This is a genomic window from Halomonas sp. Cn5-12 (assembly GCF_021532545.1).
In the GTDB taxonomy this organism is placed as follows: Bacteria; Pseudomonadota; Gammaproteobacteria; order Pseudomonadales; family Halomonadaceae; genus Vreelandella; species Vreelandella aquamarina.
Genome location: NZ_JAKGAY010000006.1, coordinates 88,283 through 113,129 on the forward strand (window position 1 = coordinate 88,283; position 24,847 = coordinate 113,129).

General features: G+C 59.6%; 19 protein-coding genes and 2 tRNA genes. 11 read left to right on the forward strand and 10 right to left on the reverse strand.

Annotated elements, in window-relative coordinates; genetic code table 11:
* Positions 1 to 33: 33 nt before the first annotated feature.
* The 7 genes from L1249_RS05515 to purL form a co-directional block, all read right to left on the reverse strand.
* Positions 34 to 109 (reverse strand) — tRNA-Lys (locus tag L1249_RS05515).
* Positions 110 to 226: 117 nt separating this feature from the next.
* Positions 227 to 302, reverse strand: a tRNA-Lys gene (locus tag L1249_RS05520).
* Between the two features lie 137 nt (positions 303 to 439).
* On the reverse strand, positions 440 to 1,315 hold the full coding sequence (gene rluB / locus L1249_RS05525) for a 23S rRNA pseudouridine(2605) synthase RluB (RefSeq protein ID WP_137093275.1): 876 nt from the start codon (positions 1,313 to 1,315) through the stop codon (positions 440 to 442).
* On the reverse strand, positions 1,302 to 2,102 hold the full coding sequence (gene scpB, locus L1249_RS05530) for an SMC-Scp complex subunit ScpB (RefSeq protein ID WP_172416491.1): 801 nt from the start codon (positions 2,100 to 2,102) through the stop codon (positions 1,302 to 1,304). The genes rluB and scpB overlap by 14 nt, the downstream gene beginning before the upstream one ends.
* Positions 2,099 to 3,061 carry a segregation and condensation protein A gene (locus tag L1249_RS05535; RefSeq protein WP_137093271.1) on the reverse strand — a complete coding sequence of 321 codons (963 nt, stop codon included), beginning with the start codon at positions 3,059 to 3,061 and terminating at the stop codon, positions 2,099 to 2,101. Before L1249_RS05535 ends, scpB begins: the two co-directional genes overlap by 4 nt.
* 66 nt (positions 3,062 to 3,127) lie before the next feature.
* Positions 3,128 to 4,936, reverse strand: a complete 1,809-nt coding sequence (locus L1249_RS05540; RefSeq protein WP_228168341.1) for a DEAD/DEAH box helicase — start codon at positions 4,934 to 4,936, stop codon at positions 3,128 to 3,130.
* A gap of 29 nt (positions 4,937 to 4,965) precedes the next feature.
* Complete coding sequence (gene purL, locus L1249_RS05545; RefSeq protein WP_228168342.1) at positions 4,966 to 8,892, reverse strand: phosphoribosylformylglycinamidine synthase; 3,927 nt, start codon at positions 8,890 to 8,892, stop codon at positions 4,966 to 4,968.
* Between the two features lie 165 nt (positions 8,893 to 9,057).
* On the opposite strand from purL, the gene mltF reads away from it, so the two are divergent.
* Positions 9,058 to 10,524 carry a membrane-bound lytic murein transglycosylase MltF gene (mltF, locus tag L1249_RS05550; RefSeq protein ID WP_228168371.1) on the forward strand — a complete coding sequence of 489 codons (1,467 nt, stop codon included), beginning with the start codon at positions 9,058 to 9,060 and terminating at the stop codon, positions 10,522 to 10,524.
* Positions 10,525 to 10,531: 7 nt separating this feature from the next.
* On the opposite strand, the gene tadA is transcribed toward mltF, so the two are convergent.
* Positions 10,532 to 10,984, reverse strand: a complete 453-nt coding sequence (tadA, locus tag L1249_RS05555) for a tRNA adenosine(34) deaminase TadA (protein ID WP_208596167.1) — start codon at positions 10,982 to 10,984, stop codon at positions 10,532 to 10,534.
* A 111-nt stretch (positions 10,985 to 11,095) separates the two neighbouring features.
* Here tadA and L1249_RS05560 point away from each other — a divergent pair, with 111 nt between their 5' ends.
* Entirely contained in the window at positions 11,096 to 11,917 is an 822-nt protein-coding gene (locus L1249_RS05560; protein ID WP_062374825.1) for an acyl-CoA thioesterase, read from the forward strand.
* Positions 11,918 to 12,145: 228 nt separating this feature from the next.
* Here the strand turns inward: L1249_RS05560 and L1249_RS05565 are convergent, their stop codons facing one another.
* Positions 12,146 to 13,417, reverse strand: coding sequence for a malic enzyme-like NAD(P)-binding protein (locus tag L1249_RS05565; protein WP_054645111.1), 1,272 nt, complete (start codon positions 13,415 to 13,417; stop codon positions 12,146 to 12,148).
* Positions 13,418 to 13,893: 476 nt separating this feature from the next.
* On the reverse strand, positions 13,894 to 14,109 hold the full coding sequence (gene rpmE, locus L1249_RS05570) for a 50S ribosomal protein L31 (RefSeq protein WP_044630499.1): 216 nt from the start codon (positions 14,107 to 14,109) through the stop codon (positions 13,894 to 13,896).
* 144 nt (positions 14,110 to 14,253) lie between these two features.
* Between rpmE and L1249_RS05575 the strand changes: the two genes are divergently transcribed.
* The 9 genes from L1249_RS05575 (at position 14,254) to ubiB (ending at position 24,820) form a co-directional block, all read left to right on the forward strand.
* Positions 14,254 to 16,509, forward strand: a complete 2,256-nt coding sequence (locus L1249_RS05575; RefSeq protein ID WP_228168343.1) for a primosomal protein N' — start codon at positions 14,254 to 14,256, stop codon at positions 16,507 to 16,509.
* A 144-nt stretch (positions 16,510 to 16,653) separates the two neighbouring features.
* Positions 16,654 to 18,339, forward strand: a complete 1,686-nt coding sequence (gene argS, locus L1249_RS05580) for an arginine--tRNA ligase (protein WP_235253439.1) — start codon at positions 16,654 to 16,656, stop codon at positions 18,337 to 18,339.
* Positions 18,340 to 18,342: 3 nt separating this feature from the next.
* On the forward strand, positions 18,343 to 19,113 hold the full coding sequence (locus L1249_RS05585; protein WP_235253440.1) for an SPOR domain-containing protein: 771 nt from the start codon (positions 18,343 to 18,345) through the stop codon (positions 19,111 to 19,113).
* Positions 19,114 to 19,280: 167 nt separating this feature from the next.
* Positions 19,281 to 19,814 carry an ATP-dependent protease subunit HslV gene (gene hslV / locus L1249_RS05590; protein WP_044630495.1) on the forward strand — a complete coding sequence of 178 codons (534 nt, stop codon included), beginning with the start codon at positions 19,281 to 19,283 and terminating at the stop codon, positions 19,812 to 19,814.
* Between the two features lie 10 nt (positions 19,815 to 19,824).
* On the forward strand, positions 19,825 to 21,147 hold the full coding sequence (hslU, locus tag L1249_RS05595) for an ATP-dependent protease ATPase subunit HslU (protein ID WP_062374819.1): 1,323 nt from the start codon (positions 19,825 to 19,827) through the stop codon (positions 21,145 to 21,147).
* An 87-nt stretch (positions 21,148 to 21,234) separates the two neighbouring features.
* Positions 21,235 to 21,618, forward strand: coding sequence for a gamma-butyrobetaine hydroxylase-like domain-containing protein (locus L1249_RS05600; RefSeq protein WP_044630493.1), 384 nt, complete (start codon positions 21,235 to 21,237; stop codon positions 21,616 to 21,618).
* A 121-nt stretch (positions 21,619 to 21,739) separates the two neighbouring features.
* Entirely contained in the window at positions 21,740 to 22,495 is a 756-nt protein-coding gene (gene ubiE / locus L1249_RS05605) for a bifunctional demethylmenaquinone methyltransferase/2-methoxy-6-polyprenyl-1,4-benzoquinol methylase UbiE (protein ID WP_062361961.1), read from the forward strand.
* Between the two features lie 43 nt (positions 22,496 to 22,538).
* Positions 22,539 to 23,201, forward strand: a complete 663-nt coding sequence (locus L1249_RS05610; RefSeq protein WP_044630491.1) for a ubiquinone biosynthesis accessory factor UbiJ — start codon at positions 22,539 to 22,541, stop codon at positions 23,199 to 23,201.
* Complete coding sequence (gene ubiB, locus L1249_RS05615; protein ID WP_235253441.1) at positions 23,198 to 24,820, forward strand: ubiquinone biosynthesis regulatory protein kinase UbiB; 1,623 nt, start codon at positions 23,198 to 23,200, stop codon at positions 24,818 to 24,820. The genes L1249_RS05610 and ubiB overlap by 4 nt, the downstream gene beginning before the upstream one ends.
* The last annotated feature ends 27 nt before the right edge of the window (positions 24,821 to 24,847 follow it).

Genomic DNA, 24,847 nt, shown 5'->3' on the forward strand with positions numbered 1-24,847 from the left:
CCCTGGCAGCAAGCTACCAAGGGCGTCGGAATTTGGTGGGTCGTGTAGGATTCGAACCTACGACCAATTGATTAAAAGTCAACTGCTCTACCAACTGAGCTAACGACCCAAATTTTGCTGCGCTAATCAAAAACGACTAGCAAATTCTACACTAACTCACATCAAAACACATATTAAAAACAAAGCATTGGTCGAACTACTACCTGATGCGCTTGCTTATTTCGGATGGTGGGTCGTGTAGGATTCGAACCTACGACCAATTGATTAAAAGTCAACTGCTCTACCAACTGAGCTAACGACCCGTCCGAACGGATGCATATAGTACGGATACAGCTTGTGAATAGCAAGCCCTTTTTTATCTTTCGTCTATATCTACTGCTCTGCACGGTGCCAAAAAGCCTTACCCCGTGCAGAGCGCACTGCTTGAACCGCGCCTAGCTTAACCGCGCTTGGGTTTCGGCTTGCGCATCGCCTGCACCGGACGACGCTTATGCTTGTCGCGGCTCCAGCGGTTCTTCTCATCTGGCGTCAGCTCAGGCACTTTGCGGGTTTCCAGGTTGGCCAGCGTCGCTAAGTCATCCACCTCATCCTGAGAGAGCTCGACCCACTCACCGGCTTTCGCCCGCTTGTCGAGGAAGATGTTGCCGTAGCGCACACGCTTCAGGCGACTAACGGTAAGCCCCTGGGACTCCCACAGGCGGCGCACTTCACGGTTGCGGCCTTCCAGAATCACCACGTGGAACCAAGTGTTAATGCCTTCGCCACCAAACTCCTGCACGTCGGTAAAGCGCGCTGGGCCATCTTCTAGCATGACGCCGTCGACCATGGCGACGATATGCTCACGCTTGACGTCGCCCATGACCCGCACCGCGTACTCACGCTCTACTTGGGTAGAGGGGTGCATCAAGCGGTTGGCAAGTTCACCGTCGGTGGTGAACAGCAGCAAGCCGCTGGTGTTGATGTCCAAGCGGCCAATGGCAATCCAGCGCTCGCCTTTTAGACGCGGTAGGCGCTCGAAGACCGTGCGACGGCCTTCCGGGTCTTTACGGGTACACAGCTCGCCTTCTGGCTTGTTGTACATAATGACCCGACGCGGCACTTCCTCTTCCGGACGCAGCGTCACCGGGCGGTCATCAAAGCTGACCTTATCCCGCGCTTCCACTCGGTCGCCCAGTTTGGCGACCTGGCTATTCACCTTCACTCGGCCGTCGGCAATGGCGGTTTCCATTTCACGACGGGAGCCAAGGCCCGCACGGGCGAGGACTTTCTGCAGCTTTTCGCTGGAGGGGGGCGTGGTGGTGTTACTCTGACTCATGGTCGTCTGACCTCACATCGTTGGTCTGCGTGCTAGCGTGTTCGTGTTGACGCTTTGCACGTGCCGCCAGCCGTGCCTCTAAATCGGCAAAGCTCAGCGGCTGGGTTAACGCCGTCTCGGCGTGGTGGTCGGCACTCGCTGCCGACGTGTTCTCATCTTGCTGGGGTGGCGCATCCTGCACGCTTTCAGGCGTTTCGTCCAGTGCTGGCGGCGGGTTTTGTTCGGTTGATGCCTTCTCTAGAGAAAGCGCTTCGGGGTCGTCGCCGTTGACCAGCGTATGCATGGGCGGCAGCGCATCCAGGGTTTTCAAACCGAAGTCATCCAGAAAACTGCGCGTGGTGGCATAGACCGCCGGGCGACCCGGCACATCCCGGTGACCTACCACGCGTATCCAGCCGCGCTCCATCAGCGTGCGAATGATCGAACTGCTGACGCTCACGCCCCGCACATCTTCGATATCGCCCCGAGTCACCGGCTGGCGGTAAGCGATCAGCGCAAGGGTTTCCAGCAACGCTCGCGAATAGCGCTGGGGCCGCTCGTCCCACAGCCGCGAGACCCAGTGAGCCAAGCGTGGACGAATACGTAGCTGAAAGCCCGAGGCAGTCTCGACCAGTTCCAGCGCGCCGTTATCGTGGCGCAGCGCCAGCCGTGACAGCGCTTCCCTCAACGCTTTGCGGGAAGGGCACTCGTCGGCCAAAAATAGCGTTTCCAGGCGCTCAACCGGCAGCGGTTCACCCGCTGCTAGCAGCGCCGCTTCAATAATGTCGTCTAACGTGGTGTCTCTCACCGCGACTCCTCGTCAGGTTCAAACGCGGACTCTTCGAATGCTGAGGCGGCATCGTCCTGCTCCTCTTCCAAACGCTCGAATGCGTCCTCTTCCCCATCGACCAGTGCCGCTTGGCGGGCACGCACATGAATGGGCGACAGCGGTGCATTTTGAACAATCTCAATCATGGCCTCTTTGGCAAGCTCTAGAATGGCCATAAAGGTCACGACCACACCGGCACGCCCCTCTTCCAGGGTAAACAGCGCTTCAAACGGCGTATAACGGCCGCCCTCGCCATCCTGGCTGAGCCGCTCCATGATTTTCAGCATTCGCTCGCGGGTGGAGAGCACTTCCCGGCTGATCTGGTGGGCCTGGGCCAGCTCAGCGCGTTTGAGAATATCGGACAGCGCTCCCAGCAGCTCATCCAGCTCCACATCGGGATGGATCACCCGCGTTTCCAACGGCGGTAAGCCCGCCTGTACGCTGAACCAGTCCCGGCCGACGCGGGGCAGCGTATCCAGCGCCTCGGCGGCCTCTTTTAGGCGCTCGTACTCCTGCAGGCGGCGAATCAGCTCGGCACGGGGGTCCTCCTCCTCGCCCTCCGCTTTCGGCGGGCGCGGCAGCAGCGTCCGGGATTTAATCTCCGCCAGCATGGCAGCCATTAGCAGGTACTCACCCGCCAGCTCGATCTCCATGGCTTTCATCAGCTCCACGTACTCAATGTACTGGTGGGTGATGGTGGCCACGTTGATGGTCAGAATATCCAAGTTCTGGCGCCGAATTAAATAAAGCAACAGATCCAGCGGCCCTTCGAAGGCTTCCAGAAAAACCCGCAGCGCCTCGGGGGGAATATAGAGGTCTTCCGGCAGCTGCATGATGGGCTCATCAAACAGACGCCCAAGCGCCTCCACCACCGGCTCGGCAGTAGATTCCGCCACGTCTTGGTCTTGGTCTGGCGCTGCGCTTGGCGTCTCGCTCACGCGGGTCGAATCCTTTATTGATGAGTGGGAAAACAGCAGTGTAACAGCGTGCTTTCAGCGCGGCATCTAGCCCGCATCGGCGGCTTTACGATAGCGCCCTTGATAATCAAACAGCTTATCGCGGATTTGAAAGTGCCGGCCTACCTTTCGCCCCACTACAAAATCCGGGTGGCGCAATCGGCGCTGCTCGTTGACGACCTCATCAGGCGTCGTCGGTTGCCATTTACCACCTGGCGCGCGCAGGTGAGCACGTAAAAAAACGACATAAAACGCGCGGCGCTGGGCCGGGGTTTCTAAGGCAAACCATTCGCTCAGACTTTCGCCATCTTCATCGTGGTAGGTGGCTTTTAGGCGCGGCAGGCCACGACCATTGGTGGTCGCCTCTAACTGCATGCCGCTGACGCGCAGCACTTTGGCATCTTTTAGCATCAGCGCATCCTTGAGCTTGTCGTCGGCGTCCACCAGCAGCTTCTCGCAGCCATGACAGCGGCGGGCGGCAATATCGTTCTCAGCGCCGCACTCGTCGCATACTTTGAAGCGAAAGCGAAACTCGCACTGGCGGCGGCGCCCTGCGTCATCCTCAATCAGCCCCTGGCAGCGGCGGCCGAAGTGTTCAATCACCAGCTCGCCGTCGCGCTTGCCCCAAAACAGGTTCGCGTGACCGCAGTCCGGGCAGGGCACCTGCACCGGTTCGCTATCGCTATCCGGCTTGGGTTCGCCTACTTCCGGGGCGTAGAGATCCCAGGGGTTGCCCGCATAGTCGAGAATCAAGCACTCCTCTTTACCCGGCGAGAGGCGCAGCCCGCGACCAACGATCTGCTGATACAGGCTGACCGACTCGGTGGGCCGCAGAATCGCGATCAGATCGACGTGGGGGGCATCGAAGCCAGTAGTCAACACCGCCACGTTGACCAAATACTTCAGCTGGCGCGCTTTAAACGCATCGATCAGCGCGGTGCGCTCGGCCGAGGCCGTCGCACCGGTAATCAGCGCGGCCTGCTCGGCGGGCAGATACCCCATGATCTCTTCGGCGTGGGCCACCGTCGCGGCGAAAATCATCACCCCCTGGCGGTCGGCAGCGTACTCCACCACTTGGGCAATGATGCCCGGTGTCGCCCGGTTGCCCGCCACCACCCGGTTGAGTTCCTCCTCCCGAAAAAGCCCGCTGGACGAGGGCGCAAGCGCCGAGAAGTCGTACCCCTCGATGGCCATATCCAGCCGCTTGGGCGCGGCCAAAAAGCCCTGTTTGACCATTAGGCGCAGCGGCTGCTCGAACACACAGTCGGCAAAAAAGCTCTCTTCTGAACCACGCACCATCCCGTGATGGTGGCGGTGGTAGATAAAGCCCTGCCCCAAACGAAACGGGGTGGCGGTTAGGCCGAGGATTTTTAGCTGCGGGTTCTGGCTCCGCAGGTGCTCAATTACTTGGCGATAGCTGGAGTCCTCCTCCAGCGATACCCGATGGCACTCGTCGATTACCAGCAGAGTAAAGCTGGCGTCGTTGAACTGCTCCAGGTTACGCACCACCGACTGCACCGAGCCAAACACCACTTGGCGGCTAGCCTCTTTGCGCTTTAACCCGGCGCTGAAGATATCCGCCTCCAAGCCGTAGGCTTGGTACTTGGCGTGGTTCTGCTCCACCAGCTCGCGTACGTGAGCCAACACCAGCACCCGCCCACGGGCGAGTCTCGCCAGTTCAGCGATCACCAGCGACTTGCCGCTGCCGGTGGGCAGCACCACCACGGCGGGAGAGCTGGTGGCGCGAAAGTGGCTGACTACCCGCTTGACCGCCTCGGTTTGGTAGGGGCGCAGCGAAGGCGCTGCCCCGTTAGCCAAGAAAGGCGGCCCGGAGGCCGCCTTTTCAGGATGTGTCATCCATCACCTATCGGGTTGATCACATGACGTTAGCCCAGCCATACCCGCGCATTGCGGAACAGGCGCAGCCATGCACCATCTTCGGTCCACTTCGCCGGACGCCAGGAGTTGGTGACCGCGCGGGTCACCCGCTCGGGGTGCGGCATCATGATCGTCACGCGGCCATCCGGCGTGGTCAGGCCGGTAATGCCCGACGGGGAGCCGTTGGGGTTGGCCGGGTAGCGCGTAGTGACTTGACCGTAGTTATCGATATAGCGCAGGGCAATTTGGCTGCTCGACTGCATGCTGCGCAGGTGCGCCGTATCGCGGAACTCGGCGCGGCCTTCCCCGTGGGCCACAGCGATGGGCAGCTTGGAGCCTTCCATACCCGCCAGCAGAATCGAGGGGCTCTTCTCGACCCGAACCATGGAAACGCGGGCCTCGAACTGCTCGGACTCATTGCGCACGAAAGCCGGCCAGTTTTCCGCACCGGGAATCAGCGTTTTGAGCTGCGAGAGCATCTGGCAGCCGTTACACACGCCCAGCGAGAAGCTGTCGTCTCGGTTGAAGAAAGCTTCAAACTGCTCGCGGGCGCGTTCATTGAATAGCACTGACTTCGCCCAGCCGCCGCCTGCTCCCAGCACATCGCCGTAGGAGAAACCGCCACAGGCCACTAAGCCTTTGAACTCCTCCAGGGAGACACGGCCTTCCAGGATGTCGCTCATGTGCACGTCCACCGCATCGAAGCCCGCTTTGTGGAAGGCCCAGGCCATCTCTACCTGACCGTTGACGCCCTGCTCGCGCAGCACGGCCACCGCCGGCTTGGTGGTGTTGATATACGGCGCGCTGATATCGTCGTTGATATCGAAAGTCGGTGCGGCGCTAAGGCCCGGGTCGCGAACGTCGAGCAGGTTGTCGAACTCGTTCTTCGCGCATTCCGGGTTATCCCGTAGCGCCTGCATGCGGTAGCTGGTCTCGGACCAGGTGCGTTGGGTTAGCTGACGGGTAGTCTCCAGCAGCGGCTCTTCGAACAGCGTGACACGCACTTGGTCGTCGTAACGCGGGCGAGCAATCACGCCGCAGGTTTCGATACCGGCCATGGCGAACTGCGTCAGCACCTCTTCGGTGTGTTCACGGCTTACCTGGATCACCGCCCCCAGCTCTTCAGAGAACAGCGCGTTGAAGGCTTCTACCGGCTCATCGATCAGCCAGTCGAGCTTGATTTCGAGACCGGCGTGCGCGGCAAAAGCCATCTCCAGCAGCGTCACCAACAGGCCACCGTCGCTGCGGTCGTGGTAAGCCAGCAGCTTACCGTCGCGGTTCAGACCTTGGATCACTTCGAAAAACGCTTTCAGATCTTCCGGGTCGTCCACATCGGGGCACTCATCGCCCACTTGGCCATAGACCTGCGCCAGCGCCGAGCCGCCAAGACGGTTCTGGCCGTTCCCCAGGTCGATCAAGATCAGATCAGACTCGTCCTGTTCCAGGTTGATCTGCGGCGTCAGCGTCGCCAGCGCGTCGGTCACCGGCGCAAAACCTGTGACCACTAGCGACAGCGGCGAGGTAATGCTCTTCTCTTCGGCATCCTCGCCCTCTTGCCACGCAGTGCGCATGGACATCGAGTCCTTGCCCACCGGTACAGCGATGCCAAGCGCCGGGCATAGCTCCATGCCGACGGCATGAACGGCGTCGTACAGCGCCTGGTTTTCACCGGGGTGGTCGGCGGCGCTCATCCAGTTGGCAGAGAGTTTGATATCCGACAGCTTGGCAATCGGCGCGGCGGCTAAGTTGGTAATTGCTTCTGCCACCGCTAAGCGCGCGCTGGCGGCGGGGTTGATGAGCGCCACCGGCGGGCGCTCGCCCATGGCCATGGCTTCACCGGCATGGGTATCGAAGCTGGCGGTGGTGACCGCTACGTCGGCCACCGGCACCTGCCAGGGGCCGACCATCTGATCGCGAGCTACTTGGCCGGTGATGGAACGGTCGCCGATGGTGATCAGGAAGCTTTTCGAGGCCACCGTGGGCAGGCGCAGCACCCGACCCATCGCTTCGCGCAGGTCCAGGTTATCCAGCATGACGCCCGAGAGCTCAGGGGTTTGGCGCTCAAACGAACGGGTCATCTTCGGCGGCTTGCCAAACAGCACGCTCATGGGCAGATCGACCGGTTTGGTCTCGAAGTGGCCGTCGCGCACTTCCAGGTGGTGCTCCGCCTGGGCTTCGCCCACTACCGCGTAAGGGCAGCGCTCGCGCTTGCACAGCGCGTCGAAGGTATCCAAGTCTTCAGGGGCTACTGCCAGTACGTAGCGCTCCTGGGCTTCGTTACACCAGATTTCCAGCGGGCTCATGCCCGGCTCGGCATTGGGCACCGCACGCAGGTCGAACAGACCGCCACGGTTGCCGTCTTTTACCAGCTCCGGCAGGGCGTTAGACAGCCCGCCCGCGCCTACGTCGTGAATGAAGCGAATCGGGTTTTTCTCACCCAGCGCCCAGCAGCGATCGATGACTTCTTGGGCACGGCGCTCAATTTCCGGGTTTTCCCGCTGCACAGAGGCGAAGTCCAGGTCCGCGCTGGACTCACCGGAGGCCATGCTGGAGGCCGCACCACCGCCCAGGCCGATCAGCATCGCCGGGCCGCCCATGACGATCAGCTTGCCGCCGACCGGGATCTCGCCTTTTTGCACGTGCTGAGCGCGAATGTTGCCGTAACCGCCGGCAATCATGATCGGCTTGTGGTAGCCGCGACGCTCGATGCCGCCTTCGCTGAGCGCATCCTGCTCGTAGGTGCGGAAGTAGCCGGTCAGGTTGGGGCGGCCAAACTCGTTATTGAACGCGGCACCGCCAATCGGGCCGGCCAGCATGATATTGAGTGCGGACTGCATGCGCTCGGGCTTGCCGTAGTCGAAGGCTTCCCAGGGCTGAACAAATTCAGGAATGCGCAGGTTAGAAACGGTAAAGCCGGACAAACCTGCTTTCGGCTTGCCGCCGATGCCGGTAGCGCCTTCGTCCCGAATCTCACCGCCAGAGCCGGTGGCCGCACCGGGGAACGGCGCAATCGCCGTGGGATGGTTGTGGGTCTCCACCTTCATCAGAATGTGGATCGGCTCTTGGTGGGCATCGTAGCTGGCGCGCTCGCCCTCGGCACCGGTGAGCGGCGTGGGGAAGAAGCGTCCGCCGTGGCTGCCTTTGATCACCGCCGCGTTATCGCTGTACGCAGAGAGCACGTTATCCGGTGACGTGGCGAAGGTGTTCTTGATCATCTTAAACAGCGAGTGGCTCTGGGCTTCGCCGTCGATGACCCAATCTGCATTGAAGATTTTGTGGCGGCAGTGCTCAGAGTTCGCCTGGGCGAACATCATCAGCTCAACATCGCTGGGGTTGCGGCCTAGCTCGATAAAGGCGGCTACCAGGTAGTCGATCTCATCGTCTGCCAGCGCAAGGCCAAGTTCGCGGTTAGCCGTGACAAGAGCGTCGCGACCGCCTTCCAGAATATCCACGCTGCCAAGGGGCGCAGGCGAGTGGTGGGCAAACAGTTTGCCCGCCTCTGCTACGTCGGCCAGTACGTTTTCGGTCATGCGGTCATGCAGCAGCGCGCTAATCGCTTCCAGCTGTTCTGTGCTGGGTGCGCCGCGCAGCTCTACGCGGTAATCAATGCCGCGTTCAATGCGGCTGATCTGGCTAAGCCCGCAGTTGTGGGCAATGTCGGTTGCTTTAGAGGACCACGGTGACTGGGTGCCTAAACGCGGGACGACCAAAAAGCGCTGGGCGTTGTCGGGAATCTCTTGGCTGTCTCGGCTGCCGTACTCCAGCAGTTTCGCCAACCGCTCCTGGGCGGCATGATCGAGCTCTTCGTGGTGGTCAATGAAGTGGACGTAATGGGCAGACAGTGCCTCCACCTCCGGAACACGGTCACGCAACACCGTTAACAGCCGTTCATGGCGGAAGGCAGAAAGGGCGGGTGCGCCTCGCAGTTCGAGCATATCTGGGAGCCTCTAAAGCAGGGAGAGTTCGAGCAGGAAATCACCGGGCCGCAAAGCGGCAATCCCACTATGATACTGGAAAGCGACGGCCACACGAAATCAACAAGGTGACAGCGTCTATCAGGCTGGGTATCGTGGCAGACTGTTCCATGTTGACAAGACATCATACCGACATTGATTTACCAACACTTTATCGCCTATTACCGGGCGTATTTCGCGATGATCGCGACACTTTTGCTTATTTTGGTGCCGCGCAGTTCGTCGGTACCAAGCGGTGAACATTTAGCGCAAATTAATGCAAAAGAGTTCATCACTATTCACACTCGCAACACACCTACCACCTATTACGAAGGCCGCCAGGGGCCGACTGGCTTTGAGTATGAGTTGATGCACCGCTTTGCGGACTACCTGGGGGTCAGCCTCAACCTGAACGCAAGCCACCACCCGGAGAGCGTGCTCCCCGCCGTGCGCGAGCAGGGCGACTTAGGTGCCGCGGCCCTCCCCCTGCTGGCGGATTCACCAGGCATTCACTACACCCGCTCCATCATTCAGATGCAGCCGCTGGTGGTGTATCGCCGCGGGCTCAACGGCATTGATGAACCGGCAGATCTTGTCGACCTGGAACTTGGCACGCTAAGCGAAGCGGGCACCAGTCAGGCACTGCTATCACTGCAGCGTGACTACCCCAGCCTTACTTGGAAAGAGTCTCACGAGCTTGAAGTGGCCGAACTACTGGCGCGGGTAGAGAGCGGCACCCTGGATGCGGCGATTATTTTTGATCATCAGTTTCGTTTGAACCGGCTGTTTTTCCCTAACGTCGAACGCGGCTTCTTTTTAGGCGAGCCGCTCTCTCTGGCCTGGGCGGTTCCTAGCGGCCGCGGACTTGGATTATTAGAAGCCGCCAATCAATTTCTCCAGGAGCTGCAAGAGAACGGCACCCTGGAGCAGTTGGTAAGTCGCTATTTTGGCCACGATGACTATCTTGAGTACGTGGGCACTCGAACGTTTCTCGCCCACCTTGACGAACGTCTGCCCAACTACACCGAGCTATTCAAGCAAGCGGCCCGCGATACCGGCTTTGATTGGAAGCTACTGGCCGCCGTCGGGTATCAAGAGTCGCACTGGGACCCGACCGCTGTATCCCCCACCGGGGTTCGCGGCCTGATGATGCTGACCAACCCCACGGCCAGCGAAATGGGCGTAGCCGACCGCACCGATGCTGCACAGAGTATTGATGGCGGCGCGCGCTACCTGCGCAGTATTAAAGACCGGCTTCCAGACAGCATTACCGGGGATGACCGGCTCTACATGGCCATGGCAGCCTACAATGTAGGCCTTGGCCACCTTTACGATGCGCGTAAGATTGCCGAGATGCGCGGCGGCGATCCGGATCGCTGGCAGGACGTTCGTGCGGCGCTCCCGCTCTTACAGGAACGAGAGTGGCATAGCCAAACCCGCCACGGCTATGCCCGTGGCGGCGAGCCGGTCATCTATGTGCGCAACATCCGCCGCTACTACGAGATGATTGAGTATGTGGAGCGCAGCCGACAACAGTTTTTCCAGCTAGAGCAAACGCCAGCCAGTGAAGAACCATTATTGCTGTTCGATATTATTCCGCCGGTTGAGCAGTAATCGCGCGCTAACGTTTTTCAGCGAAAAACTGCTTGAGCAGCCTTTTGGCCGGCACTGCTAGCACGCCGCCCGTAATCTCTATCTGATGATTAAACCAGGGCTGAGCAAGCAGGTTGGCCTTTGACTCCACCATGCCCGTGCGTGGCTCGGGCGCGCCGTATACCAAACGGGCAATGCGCGCATGCACCATGGTGCCTGCGCACATCATGCAGGGCTCTAGCGTTACAAACAGCGTACAGCCCTCTAAACGGTAGTTGCCCAGCCGCTGCCCCGCCTCGCGTAGCGCACGCACCTCGGCGTGGCCGCTGGGGTCGCAGCTTGCCAGCGGTGCATTGTGGCCAGCACCAATAATCTCCCCCTGGGTATCCACCACCACCGCGCCCACCGGCACTTCTCCGTTGGTAAACGCCAGGTGCGCTTGGTCCATAGCGCGGTGCATGTAAAATTCATCGCTGCGTATCAAGGCAAACTCCGCTAAGGTAGCAAAACGATCGTTTTAATAGCGTGATGGCCGCACTGGGTATACTTGCAATCATCGGCGGGAAAACAGACAGCACCAAGGATACAGAGAATGAACGACGCGCTGAAGTCACTGGTCAACTTGTTAGAGCTTGAAACCCTTGAAGAGACGCTATTTCGAGGCCAGAGCCAAGATTTAGGCTTTCCCCAACTGTATGGCGGCCAAGTGTTGGGCCAGGCACTGGCCGCAGCGGCGCGCACGGTGCCGGATGAACGCCGCCCGCACTCCCAGCACGGCTATTTTTTGCGCCCAGGCGACCCGCACCGCCCGGTGGTGTATCAGGTCGATACCATTCGCGACGGCGGCAGCTTTACCACACGGCGGGTGACGGCTATTCAGAAAGGGCGACCGATCTTTTTCTGCAGCGCCTCTTTTCAGAGCGCTGAAGAGAGCATCAATCATCAGCGGGCCATGCCAGAAGTGCCCACGCCGGAAGCGCTTATAGAGAGCGGCGATGCCAAACACGCGCGCTTCCCCGGCCACCCTATCGAGTTTTTGCACTTGAAGGATAAGCCGGACAGCGCGTCACCGGCCGGTCAGTGCCTGTGGTTCCGCTTTGCAGGTGGACCGCTCCCGGATGACCCGACACTGCATCGTCATCTGCTCTCTTATGCGTCAGATTTCAACCTGCTGACCACCGGACTGATTCCTCATGGCATCAAGTACACCGACCCGAAACTGCGCATTGCCAGTCTCGACCATGCGATTTGGTTGCACGAAGATACGCGGCTAGATGAGTGGCTGCTGTACGCCATCGACTCCCCCTGGAGTGGTGGCGCACGGGGCTTGGCGAGGGGCCATATTTATCGCCGCGATGGGCGTTTAGTCGCCACGACGGCGCAGGAGGGGTTGGTGCGCTATCCGCAGTCTTGAACCTCTGCTCTAAACACCTCTAAAAACAGCAACGCCCGCAGTGTGCGGGCGTTGTAAAATACCGGTCAGCACAACCCTAGACGGGGGGCGCTGTAAACCCGTCCTTGGGCGCTACTTTCGCCATCTGACCGCCATGGATGGTGGAAATACCGAAATTGCAGGGAGCATTTTTCGGCCATGGCGAAAGACCCCCGTTACGGGCTGCCCTGACCTAAGTGGCCTTGTTAATTACCCACCATACACGTCATTAATGGTTTTCAGCGGGTAGTGAGCCGGGTACGGCTTGCGGGCCACGCCAGAGTCGACCGCTGCCTGGGCCACTGCAGATGACACGCGCGCCAGCAGACGGATATCCACCGGCGTGGGGATGATGTAATCACGCCCGAAGCTCATCTCGGTACGCTCGTAGGCGTTCAGCACTTCCTGGGGAACCGGCTCGCGGGCCAGGTCTTTCAGTGCATGCACCGCCGCCAGCTTCATGGCTTCGTTGATACGCGTGGCGCGCACATCCAGCGCGCCGCGGAAGATGAACGGGAAGCCCAGCACGTTGTTCACCTGGTTCGGGAAGTCCGAACGGCCGGTGGCCATGATCACATCCGGGCGCGCTTCGCGGGCTACGTCCGGGTGAATTTCCGGGTCGGGGTTGGTGCAGGCGAAAATCACCGGGTCAGCGGCCATTTTCTTCACCTGATCTGCAGAGAGCAGGCCCGGGCCAGAGAGGCCGATAAACACGTCCGCGCCGTCGATGGCATCGTCCAGCGTGCGCATGTCGGTATCGCGGGCGAACTCCGCTTTGTACTCGTTGATGCCGTCACGCTCAGTGTGAATGACGCCACGACGATCCAGCATCACTAAGTTCTCTTTCTTAGCACCGCAGGAGATCAGCAGGCGCATACAAGCAATAGCAGCCGCCCCGGCGCCCATGCAGACGATTTTCACGTCTTCAATCCGCTTGCCCGCGATATCCAGCGCGTTGAGCATGCCCGCAGCGGTCACAATTGCCGTGCCGTGCTGGTCATCGTGGAATACAGGGATGTTGCAGCGTTCAACTAACGTCTTTTCGATCTCAAAGCACTCAGGCGCTTTGATATCTTCCAGGTTAATACCGCCCCAGGTGTCGGCAATGCGGGCAACGGTGTCGATAAACGCCTGCGGGCTTTCAGCGTCTACTTCGATATCAACGGAGTTAATGCCCGCAAAGCACTTGAACAGCACGCCTTTACCTTCCATCACCGGCTTACTAGCCAGCGGGCCAAGGTTGCCCAAACCCAGAATCGCACTGCCATCTGAAATAACCGCGACTAGGTTACCTTTGCCGGTATAACGGTACGCATTTTCCGCTTCGCGAGCGATTTCGCGAACCGGCTCAGCAACGCCTGGGCTATACGCTAGCGCCAAATCCCGAGCTGTCGCGGTGGGCTTGGTCAACTCCACGGAAAGCTTACCGGGGATCGGCTTAGCGTGATAATCCAAAGCTGCCTGCTTATTTGCATCCGTCATAGTAAAGGTCTCATCAGCCTAAAGTAGAAAAGTTGTATCAGAATATAGAAAAAACCTAGGCGCCTCAAGCACGTAGTAAACTTACCTACGAAACGATCGTTTTAGCCACATTCCCTTCCATTTCGGAACTTTTCCACGTTATTTGCTGCAACTTATGCATCCAGCCATCAGCTATAAAGGTTTCCTTATTGATGCAGCGCAGTATTTTTGGAAATAAATTCCAATAAGAGCAACACATAGTTATCCACACCTGGTTGTCAAAACACCCTGTGGAAAAGATGACCAAGTAAGTAGAAAAAGAACCGCGTTAGGAGGGCAACACGTCAAGCAACGTGCCGTAAAGCAAGTGGCAACACATTCAGGCAGTAGGAACGCTAATAAAAAGGGTAGTCCCTTAGGGACAAAAAGCCCACGCCGTGGCGTGGGCTTTTGCACAGAGCACAATGCGTGCCTGCGATAGGCTTAATCCGTTAGGATTAGCCGCGCTTGATAGCAGCGCCGAAACGCTTGTTGAAGCGCTCTACGCGGCCACCAGTGGTCGCTTGCTTCTGCTTGCCCGTGTAGAACGGGTGGCAGTTGGAGCATACGTCCAGAGAGAAGTCCTGACCAGAGGTAGAACCGACCTGGAAGCTTGCACCGCAAGAACAGTTGGCGGTGACCGTGTTGTAATTCGGGTGGATACCTTGTTTCATCTTGAGCCTCATAAGCTATATGCCGCCACCTGATCCGTTGCCAGGCACCGCATACGGGTTTGAAAAACTGCTAACCGGTTAACCGCTCCATCCGATAGATTCAGAGCGGCCGCGCATTCTAGCAAACTAATCGCCGGAGGCCAATTGTCCGATTCTGTTTCTGCCCAGCCATCGTCACCTGGGCTGCCTAAGGGCGCTTTTCAGGTGCTCAAGGTCGCGTTACCGTCGCCGCTAAGACGCCTGTTTGACTACTTACCCGCACCGAGGGCTCCCGCCTGTGGCTGGCAGCCTGGGCTGCGGGTAAGGGTGCCGTTTGGCCGCCGCGATGTCGTCGGAGTGGTGGTGTCTTTGGCTTCCGGCAGCGAATTACCGCGCTCGCAGCTGCGGGCCATCGGTGAAGCGCTGGATGAGGGCCCATTACCCAGCGACTGGCAGTGGCTGTGCCAGTTTGCAGCGCGTTACTACCAGCACAGCCTGGGCGATACCATGCAGCACGCTATGCCCGCCAGGCTACGCCAGGGCCACCCTATGGCAGGGCGCACCCAAACCCTGTGGCTTCCGCTACCCAACGATGAAACAGCGCTGGCACGCGCGCCTAAACAGGCGGAGCTTTATGCGCTTCTTCGCCAGCACCCTCACGGGCTGCCGGGCCGCGCCGTGAGCGCCCACGGCTTCACCCGAGACCAGCTATTAGCGCTGCAAAAAAAAGGCTTTACCCAACCCCAAGAGATTACCCTCACCGCCGCTCAACCCACCGGCGGAAGCTTACTCGCCTCCCCGTCGCTGCCGCTCAACCGTGAACAGGCCACTGCGCTATCCGTGCTGCATGAAAAACTCGACGGCTACCACCCCTGTTTATTGGAAGGCGTGACCGGTAGCGGCAAAACCGAGATTTACCTACAGCTCATCGAAGCGCTCGCTGCCAAAGGAAAGCAGTCCCTGGTGCTCGTGCCCGAAATTGGCCTCACACCACAAACGCTAGCGCGGTTCAAAAGCCGTTTTCGCGTGCCGGTGGTGGCGCTGCACTCCGGGCTTACCGACCCAGAGCGCTTAGATGTATGGGAAGCCGCCGCCAACGGCCGCGCACTGGTGATTATCGGCACCCGTTCGGCCATTTTCACCCCGCTGGCAAACCCCGGCGCGATCATCGTCGATGAAGAGCACGACGGCTCCTATAAACAGCACGACGGGCTGCGCTACCACGCACGGGACCTTGCTGTTGCCAGGGCGCACTACCACGGCATTCCCCTATTACTGGGCAGCGCGACGCCCTCGTTTGAAAGCCTGCAGAAGGCGCTTACGGGCGCTTATCGACACCTGCGGCTAACTCAGCGGCCCAGCCGTCACCCGCCCGCTAAGTTAGAGCTAATCGACCTGCGTCATCAACGTCGCCAAGGCGGGCTGTTGCCGGGGGCCATCAAAGCCATCAAAAGCACCCTCGCGGCGGGCAAGCAGGCGCTCATTTTCATCAACCGGCGCGGCTTTGCGCCGAGCCTAGCCTGCCATAGCTGCGGCTGGATGGCCGAATGTGGCCAGTGCGATGCGCGTATGACGCTACACCGCCAGCCACCGCTGCTGGCCTGCCACCACTGCGACAGCCGCCGCGCCCTGCCGGATGCCTGCCCAGAGTGCGGCAGCGGCGATTTACGTGCGCTGGGTAGCGGCACGGAGCGCACCGAGGAGACGCTACAAGGGCTGTTCCCTGACACCACTGTTCACCGTATTGACCGCGACAGCACGCGCAAAAAAGAGAGCTTCGAGCAGGTGCTCAAAGAGATTCAGCGCGGCGAGCCCTGCCTGCTGGTGGGTACTCAAATGCTCGCCAAAGGCCACCACCTGCCCCACGTCACCTTGGTGGTGGTGGTCAACGCCGATGGCGGCCTCTACGCGGCGGATTTTCGCGCCCTAGAGCACAGCGCACAGCTATTGGAGCAAGTAGCGGGGCGCGCAGGCCGCGCCGCCCACCCTGGCCGGGTGCTGGTGCAAACTCTCCACCCGGATGACCCACACCTAGGCCAGCTGGCCGAACATGGCTACGGCGCGCTGGCCCGCAACCTGCTGGAAGAGCGCCGCATTGCCAAACTGCCACCGTTCAGCTTTATGGCCCTACTACGTGTCGAAAGCCCCCAAGAGCACGCCGCCCTAGCGCTGGCCCAGCAGGCCGCCCAGGCGCTACGCCAGTGGTTGAAGGACGCCAATGTGCCGGTACGCTGCCTGGGGCCCGTGCCCGCCCCCATGGAGCGTCGCCAAAACCGCTACCACATTCATGTCATGATCACTGCTGACAAACGTAGCCACCGCCACGCCGCCGCTAACTGGCTGGTGCAGTGGCTAGAAGCTAACCGCGAGGCGCGAAAAGTGCGCTGGTCGATTGACATCGATCCACAAACCCTGGCCTAGCCGCCAGAGCTCGTATCCAACGCAAGTCCTATCCTAAGGGAATACGGCTTTGAAACTGCGCGCCAATTGCCGATAATGACCGCTTTGCCGCTGCATTACCTGGGCGCCTGCACACGCCGCCACCGACGACATCCGGATATTTACATGAAAGATACGATTATTTCTCTGCTCGAAGGCGCGGTTGACGCGCTTAAGCACCAAGGCGTGCTGCCCAACGACTTAACGCCCACGATCAAAGTGGACCCTACCAAAGACAAGGCCCACGGCGACTACGCCACCAACCTCGCACTGATGTTGGCCAAGCCTTCCGGCATGAAGCCACGCGAGCTGGCCGACACCCTCGTCGCCGCCCTGCCCGCCAGCGATGCCATTCAAAAAACTGAGATTGCGGGTCCTGGGTTTATCAACTTCTTTGCCGCCACGGACGCCGCTGCACAAATCGTTGCTCAGGTGCTGGATAGTGGCGATGCTTTTGGCCGCAGCCTAATCGGCAAAGGCGAGAAAGTGCAGGTGGAGTTTGTCTCTGCCAACCCCACTGGCCCGCTCCACGTAGGCCACGGCCGAGGTGCGGCGATTGGCGACAGCCTTTGCCGACTGCTGGAAGCCACGGGCTACGACGTGACCCGCGAGTTCTACTACAACGACGCGGGTGCTCAGATTAAGAACTTAGCACTTTCCGTTCAGGCTCGTGCTAAAGGCCTCGGCCCCGACGATGCCAGCTGGCCGGAAGATGGCTATCGCGGCGAGTACATCGTGGATGTCGCCAACGACTATATGGCGGGCAAAACGGTCACCGCCGATGACCGCGAAGTAACGGCTAAAGCGGATGCGGATGATTTAGATGCCATTCAAGCCTTTGCCGTTGCCTGGCTGCGCCGCGAGCAGGATCTAGACCTCAAAGCCTTTGGCGTCGAGTTTGACGTTTACTTCCTGGAGTCCTCGCTCTACGAGGATGGCAAGGTCGAGGCCACCGTCGAAAAACTGGTCGCCAACGGCCACACCTATGAAAAAGACGGCGCCATGTGGCTGCGTACCACCGACTTCGGTGATGACAAAGACCGTGTGATGCGCAAGCGCGAAGGGGGCTACACCTACTTCCTACCCGACGTCGCCTACCACCTGAACAAATGGCAGCGCGGTTTTAAAACCGTGATCAACGAGCAGGGGGCTGACCACCACTCCACCGTCACGCGCGTACGCGCAGGCCTACAGGCGCTGGAAGTGGGTATCCCAAAGGGCTGGCCCGATTACGTGCTGCACCAAATGGTCATGGTGACCCGCTCAGGCGTTGAGGTAAAACTGTCCAAACGCGCAGGCAGCTATGTCACCATCCGCGATTTGATTGATGAAGTAGGCCGCGACGCCACGCGCTTCTTCCTGGCGGCACGGCGCGCGGACTCTCAGTTGACCTTTGACATCGACCTCGCCCGGTCGCAGTCCAACGACAACCCGGTGTATTACATTCAGTATGCCCACGCGCGGGTGTGCAGCATGTTGCGCAAAGCCGAAGAGGCAGGCCAACCCTTCGATCACAGCATCGCCACGGCCCACTTGGCACTGCTCGATAGCGATCAGGAGAAAGCGGTGCTGAACCGGTTGGCCCGCTATCCGGAGGTGGTCGAACACGCCGCCAAGAACCGCGAGCCGCAGCAAGTCGCCCAGTACCTGCTGGACTTGGCCGGTGACTTCCACACCTGCTACAACGCGGTCAAAGTGATGGTCGATGACGACACGCTGCGCAACACTCGCCTAGCCCTGGGCCTAGCAACCCGCCAAGTGCTGCGCAATGGTCTGGACCTTATGGGTGTTAGCGCACCCGAGGAGATGTAGTTCATGGCCAGCCCGCGCACTAAGCCCACCCGCCGTGGAGCCACGTCGCAGCGTAAGTCCGCCCGCCGCTCTGGGGGCGGGCTACGCATTCCCGGCTGGCTGTGGGGGATTGTCGGGGTCGCCGCTGGTTTTTTCCTCGCCCAGCACCAGCACGGCACTGCTCCCTGGCAAGATCAGCAGAAGGTTCCTCAGGCGACGGTACTGCCAAAACCCGCGGGTAGCGATGAGCGCAGCGCAGCGCGGCAAACCGAAACGCCCACCGAGCCCTCCATGCCTACGTTCGAGTTCTACACGCTGCTGCCTGAAACCGAAGTCATCGCCCCCGGCGGAGCGATTCCCTCGACCACCACGCCCCCGACCGTAGCGGCCAGTGATGCAGACGCAAGCGATACGGCAACCGACACGTCAACCGATAGCACAGAAACCGCCACCAGCACGCCTGCTGACGACCCCATTGCTCAGGTGATTGCCGCCAACACGCGCCCCAACGAGCAGGCCGCTGCCGCTCAGCAGACACCCGCGGCCAGCAATAGCACGCCCAGCCGCTATATGCTGCAAGCCGCTTCGTTTCGTGAGATTGGCGATGCCGAACAGCTGCGCAGTCGTTTGCGTAACCTAAGCCTGCTAGCGCAGATCAGCGAAGTGCAGGCCAACGGTGATACCTGGCACCGGGTTCAGGTTGGCCCCTACGACGACACCCGCGAGCTCAACCGCGCTCAGGACTTAATGAGCACACAAGGCATTGAGCCGCTGCTGATACAGCTACAGAACTAACTAACAGCGTGCTGAGCTGCGCCAGGCACGCTTTATCTGATGGCTTTCGCTTGCGGGCGGTTGATTTTTTATCAGCCGCCCGCATTTTGTTGGGAATCGCTTTTTATACGGCCGCCCAGGCGGCCGATCAGTCATCGGGAGCGCGTCTCCCCCAAGGAGTTATCTCCATGACCACAATTGTTTCCGTTCGCCGCGGTAACCAAGTAGCCCTCGCAGGCGATGGCCAAGTCTCGCTTGGCAACACCGTGATGAAAGGCAATGCCAGCAAAGTACGCCGCCTTTACCGTGGCAAAGTGCTGGCCGGTTTCGCCGGTGGCACCGCTGATGCGTTTACCCTATTTGAGCGTTTTGAAGCGCAGCTTGAAAAGTATCAGGGCCATTTAACCAAGGCAGCAGTTGAGCTTGCCAAAGATTGGCGCACCGACCGCGCGCTGCGCCGCTTAGAAGCCCTGTTGGCCGTGGCCGACCACAGCGCCTCGCTGATTATTACCGGTAACGGCGATGTGGTTGAGCCAGAGCGCGGCATTATTGCGATTGGCTCAGGCGGCAACTTTGCCCAGGCCAGCGCCCGCGCGCTGCTCGAAAATACTGAGCTGTCTGCTCGCGAGATTACCGAAAAATCCCTCGCCATCGCTGGTGACATCTGCGTATTCACCAATCACCACGTGACGCTCGAAGAGCTGAACATCAACGAACGTTGAGGCCACTTTAATGACCCAGATGACACCCCGCGAAATCGTCCATGCGCTGGATCAGTACATTATCGGCCAGCAAGATGCCAAGCGCGCAGTGGCTATTGCCCTGCGTAACCGCTGGCGTCGTATGCAGCTCGACGACGAGCTGCGCCCGGAAGTTACGCCGAAAAACATTCTGATGATTGGCCCCACCGGCGTGGGTAAAACCGAAATTGCCCGCCGGTTGGCGAAGCTGGCCCGTGCGCCGTTTATCAAGGTAGAAGCCACCAAGTTCACCGAAGTGGGCTACGTGGGCCGCGACGTCGAGTCGATTATCCGCGACCTGATGGAAGCGGCGATCAAGATGGTCCGCGAGTACGCCAAAGAAGAAGTTAGCCACCGCGCCGCAGACGCCGCTGAAGACCGTGTACTCGACGCCCTGCTGCCGCCGCCCCGAGGCCAGGAAGATAAGCCCCGCGAAGATAGCAGCACCCGCCAGACCTTCCGCAAAAAGCTGCGTGAAGGCCAGTTGGACGATAAAGAGATCGATATTGAGATCTCCTCCCACGGCCAAGGCATCGACATCATGACCCCTCCGGGTATGGAAGAGATGACCAGCCAACTGCAGAGCCTGTTCTCCAACATGGGCCAGCAGAAGCGTGAGCAGCGCCGGGTGACCGTGAAAGAAGCGCTGGTGCTACTACGTGATGAAGAGGCCGGCAAACTGGTCAACGAAGAAGAGATCAAAGCCCGCGCCGTGGAAGCCGTCGAGCAGCACGGCATCGTGTTCCTGGACGAGATCGACAAGGTCGCCAAGGGCAGCGGCCAGTCAAGCGGCGGCGAAGTATCTCGGGAAGGTGTGCAGCGTGACCTGCTGCCGCTGATTGAAGGCTCGACGGTGTCGACCAAGTACGGCATGGTCAAAACCGACCACATTCTGTTCATCGCTTCCGGTGCTTTCCACCTGTCGCGCCCTTCAGACCTCATTCCGGAACTGCAGGGCCGCCTGCCGATTCGCGTTGAGCTGGATGCGCTAACGCCGGGCGACTTCAAGCGGATTCTCACCGAGCCTTCTGCCTCACTGACCAAGCAGTACCAAGCGCTGCTGGCAACTGAAGGGCTGGATCTTGAGTTCACCCCGGACGGTATTGAGCGTATTGCCGAAATCTCCTGGCAAGTGAACGAAGGCACCGAGAATATCGGTGCTCGCCGCCTGCACACCGTGCTGGAGCGCCTATTGGAAGAGGCTTCGTTCAAGGGTGGTGATATGGATAGCCCCTTGGTGATCGACGCTGACTACGTCAACGCTCAGCTAGGCGAACTGGCGGTCGACGAAGACCTGTCGCGCTATATTCTGTAAGCGCTACTATCGGTATAGCCACCGGCAGCTTGTCCGCTTTGCGGGCAGGCTGCTTTTGCTACTTATCGTCACGAGGTTCCCGTATTTATGAACGCCCCGACACCCACACGGGTTCACTACCATAAGCAGGCTCGCGAGCTGGAGCTTGGCTATGCCAACGGTGACACCTATCGACTACCCGTTGAATTTTTAAGGGTTTACTCCCCTTCAGCTGAAGTGCGCGGCCACGGCGGTGACACGGCCGTTCTGCAAGTCGGTAAAAAGGAAGTCGGCCTGCAAAATATTACCCAGGCCGGTAACTACGCGCTCAAACTGCACTTTGATGACGGTCACGACAGCGGCTTGTTTAGCTGGAACTACCTGTTTGACCTTGCCACACATCAAGATGCCTATTGGCAGAACTATCTCAAACGCTTGGAAGAGGCAGGGGCCTCCCGCGAGCCTGCGGGCATTCAATTCAAGCAGCTGTGACGCGGTGCCCCAGGTGAAGCGCAGACAAGCCGGGGTCGGGAAGGCTACAATGTTGCCAACTACTTATTGCGATGACCTAACGGTCGACAACTACCGCCTCGAACTCGGGAGCTAAAGCCCCATGAGCCCCACCGAAAAACGCACTACCCATTTCGGCTACCAAGAAGTGCCGGTCGACGAGAAAGCCTCTCGCGTGGCCGATGTATTCCACTCAGTGGCCGCCCGCTATGACGTGATGAACGACCTGATGTCCATGGGCATTCACCGGGTCTGGAAACGACTCACCATTGAGCGTGCAGGCGTTCGCCCAGGGCACCATGTGCTGGACATCGCTGGCGGCACGGGCGATCTCACCCTAAAGTTCTCCCGCTTAGTTGGCCCGCGTGGCAAAGTCGTTTTGGCCGACATCAATGCCTCCATGTTACGCGTTGGCCGCGACAAGCTGATGGATAACGGCGTAGGTGGCAACGTGGAGTACGTTCAAGCCAACGCCGAGTGCCTACCCTTCCCGGATAACAGCTTCGACTGTATTACCATTGCCTTCGGCTTGCGTAACGTCACCGATAAAGATGCCGCGCTGCGTTCTATGGCACGGGTACTCAAGCCAGGCGGCCGCCTGCTGGTGCTGGAGTTCTCCAAGCCCAACAACCCGCTGCTCTCCAAGGCCTACGATGAGTACTCTTTCCGCCTGCTGCCCAAAATGGGCGAGCTGGTGGCGGGTGACGGCGAAAGCTATCGCTACTTAGCCGAATCAATTCGCATGCATCCGGATCAAGAAACCCTGAAAGGCATGATGGAAGCCGCGGGCCTTGAGCGGGTCGAGTACACCAACCTGACCGGCGGTATCGTCGCCCTTCACCGCGGCATCAAGTTATGACACAGCAGCATCAAGCAATCATCCTCTGGCACCAGAGGTCAGCATGCTAATCACCCCGACCCTGCTGCTGGCCGGATGTGAACGCACGTTAAATGCTCTACTTGCCCGCGATCCAGCCGCACCTGCGCGGCTGGCGGCGCTAGCGGGCAGTCGGCTGTTGGTTCGGCTTGAGAAACCTCATTTGGCGCTTCTTCTGTGCTACCACGCGACAGGCGTTGATCTGCAACATGGCGATGAGGTGGAAGAGACCGACGTTGATGCGGTGGTGGAACTGACGCCTGAAACGCTCTCCGAATGGCTGAGCGGCGCTTCCATTGAGCGGCTGATGTTCGACGGGAAACTGGCCGTACGCGGGCGTATCCACCTATTGGAAGCAACCCGCGATCTGCTGTTCGATCTGGATATTGATTGGGAGAGCGAGCTGGCGCGCTGGCTAGGCGATATGCCTGCCCACTCACTGGCGGAAGGTATTAGACGTGCGGCCCGCTGGGGGCTGCGTGCCAAAGACGAGCTGCTGCAGGACGTATCGGAGTACGTGTTTGAGGAAGCTCGCCTGCTTCCCGGCCGCCAACAGCGCGACGTGCTCCGCGACCACCTGACCGAGCTTGAGATCGCCACCGACCGTCTGGAAGCGCGACTTAACCGTCTCCATAAGCGACTCACGCAGCCAGCGGAACCATCAACGCCTAAGGAGCAGCGCGGATGAGCCTGCGGCTGTTTAAAATTGTCTGGGTCGTCACGCGGCACCGTTTAGACACTTTGATTCCCGCTGAACGCCTACCGCTATGGATGCGCTTGCTGCTGAAGCTGTCGCCGCTGCAGCTAGTGCCCCTGGGCCAGCGTAGCCGCGGCGAGCGTTTGCGTTTGGCGCTAGAGGCGCTGGGGCCGATTTTTATTAAATTTGGTCAAATGCTCTCTACCCGCCGGGACTTGCTGCCCGAAGATATCGCCGACGAGCTGAAGCGCCTACAGGATCAGGTGCCGCCCTTCCCTGGCGAACTAGCCGCCGCGCGGATAGAAAACGAGCTGGAGATGACGCTGGCAGAAGCCTTTGCCGCCTTTGATCGCGTGCCATTGGCATCGGCATCAATTGCCCAAGTCCACGCCGCTACACTTCACAGCGGCGAAGACGTGGTGGTCAAGATCATCCGCCCCGGCATTGACCGCATCATGCGTCAAGACATGGGCTTGATGTATCAGGTCGCCAAGCTGCTGGCCAAAGTGCCCGATGCCCGACGCTTACGGCCGGTCGAAGTAATCCGCGATTACGAGGCGACGCTGTTCGACGAGCTGGACCTCTACAAAGAGGCCGCCAATACCTCGCAGCTCAAGCGTAATTTCAAAGACTCACCGCTGCTGTTTGTGCCGACCATTTACTGGCCCTACACTCGACGCCACGTCATGGTGCAGGAGCGCATTCGCGGCGTGCCGGTCGCCGATTTAGACACCCTGATCGCACGGGGCACAAATTTGAAAAAGCTCGCCGAGCGCGGGGTGGAAATTTTCTTCACCCAGGTGTTCCGCGATAACTTCTTCCATGCGGATATGCACCCCGGCAACATCTTTGTGAACTGCGATGACCCAGACAACCCGCAATATATTGCGATTGACTGCGGCATTGTGGGCAGCTTGACGCGGGAAGATCAGGACTACTTGGCCCGTAACCTGCTGGCGTTTTTCCATCAGGATTACTACGAGGTCGCTGCGCTGCACATTGAATCGGGCTGGGTAGGTGAAAACACCCGCGCCAACGAATTTGCCGCCGCTATCCGCACAGTTTGCGAGCCCATTTTAGAGAAGCCGCTCAAGGACATCTCTTTTGGACAGGTGCTGCTCGGGCTTTTCCAGACCGCTCGGCGTTTTAATATGGAAGTGCAGCCCCAATTGGTGCTGCTGCAAAAGACGCTACTCAATATTGAAGGCCTGGGCCGCCAGCTCTATCCAGAGCTGGACTTATGGAGCACCGCCAAGCCCTATTTAGAGAAGTGGATGAAAGAGCGGGCAGGCATTGGCGGGCTGTGGGAGTCCCTCAAGCGCCAAGCGCCGGAGCTTTCTCATCAACTGCCCGAACTACCGGTGCTTGCCCATCAGGCGCTTAGCCGCATGGAGCATGAGCACCGTCAGCGCCATCAGCAAGTGACAGCGATCAGCCAGATGCGCCGCCAAATGAGTCAGCAAGGTAAGCGCCAGCACCGGCTGCGCATTGGCTTGGCCCTAGTCGCTATTGCGCTGGCTTGGCAGCCACTCAGTAGTTGGGCTGCCACTCAGGATTGGCCGATACTCGCGGCTGCGGGTGCCGGCTTAATCCTGCTGCTTTGGCACTGACACGATGCAATCACTTGACGAAACGAC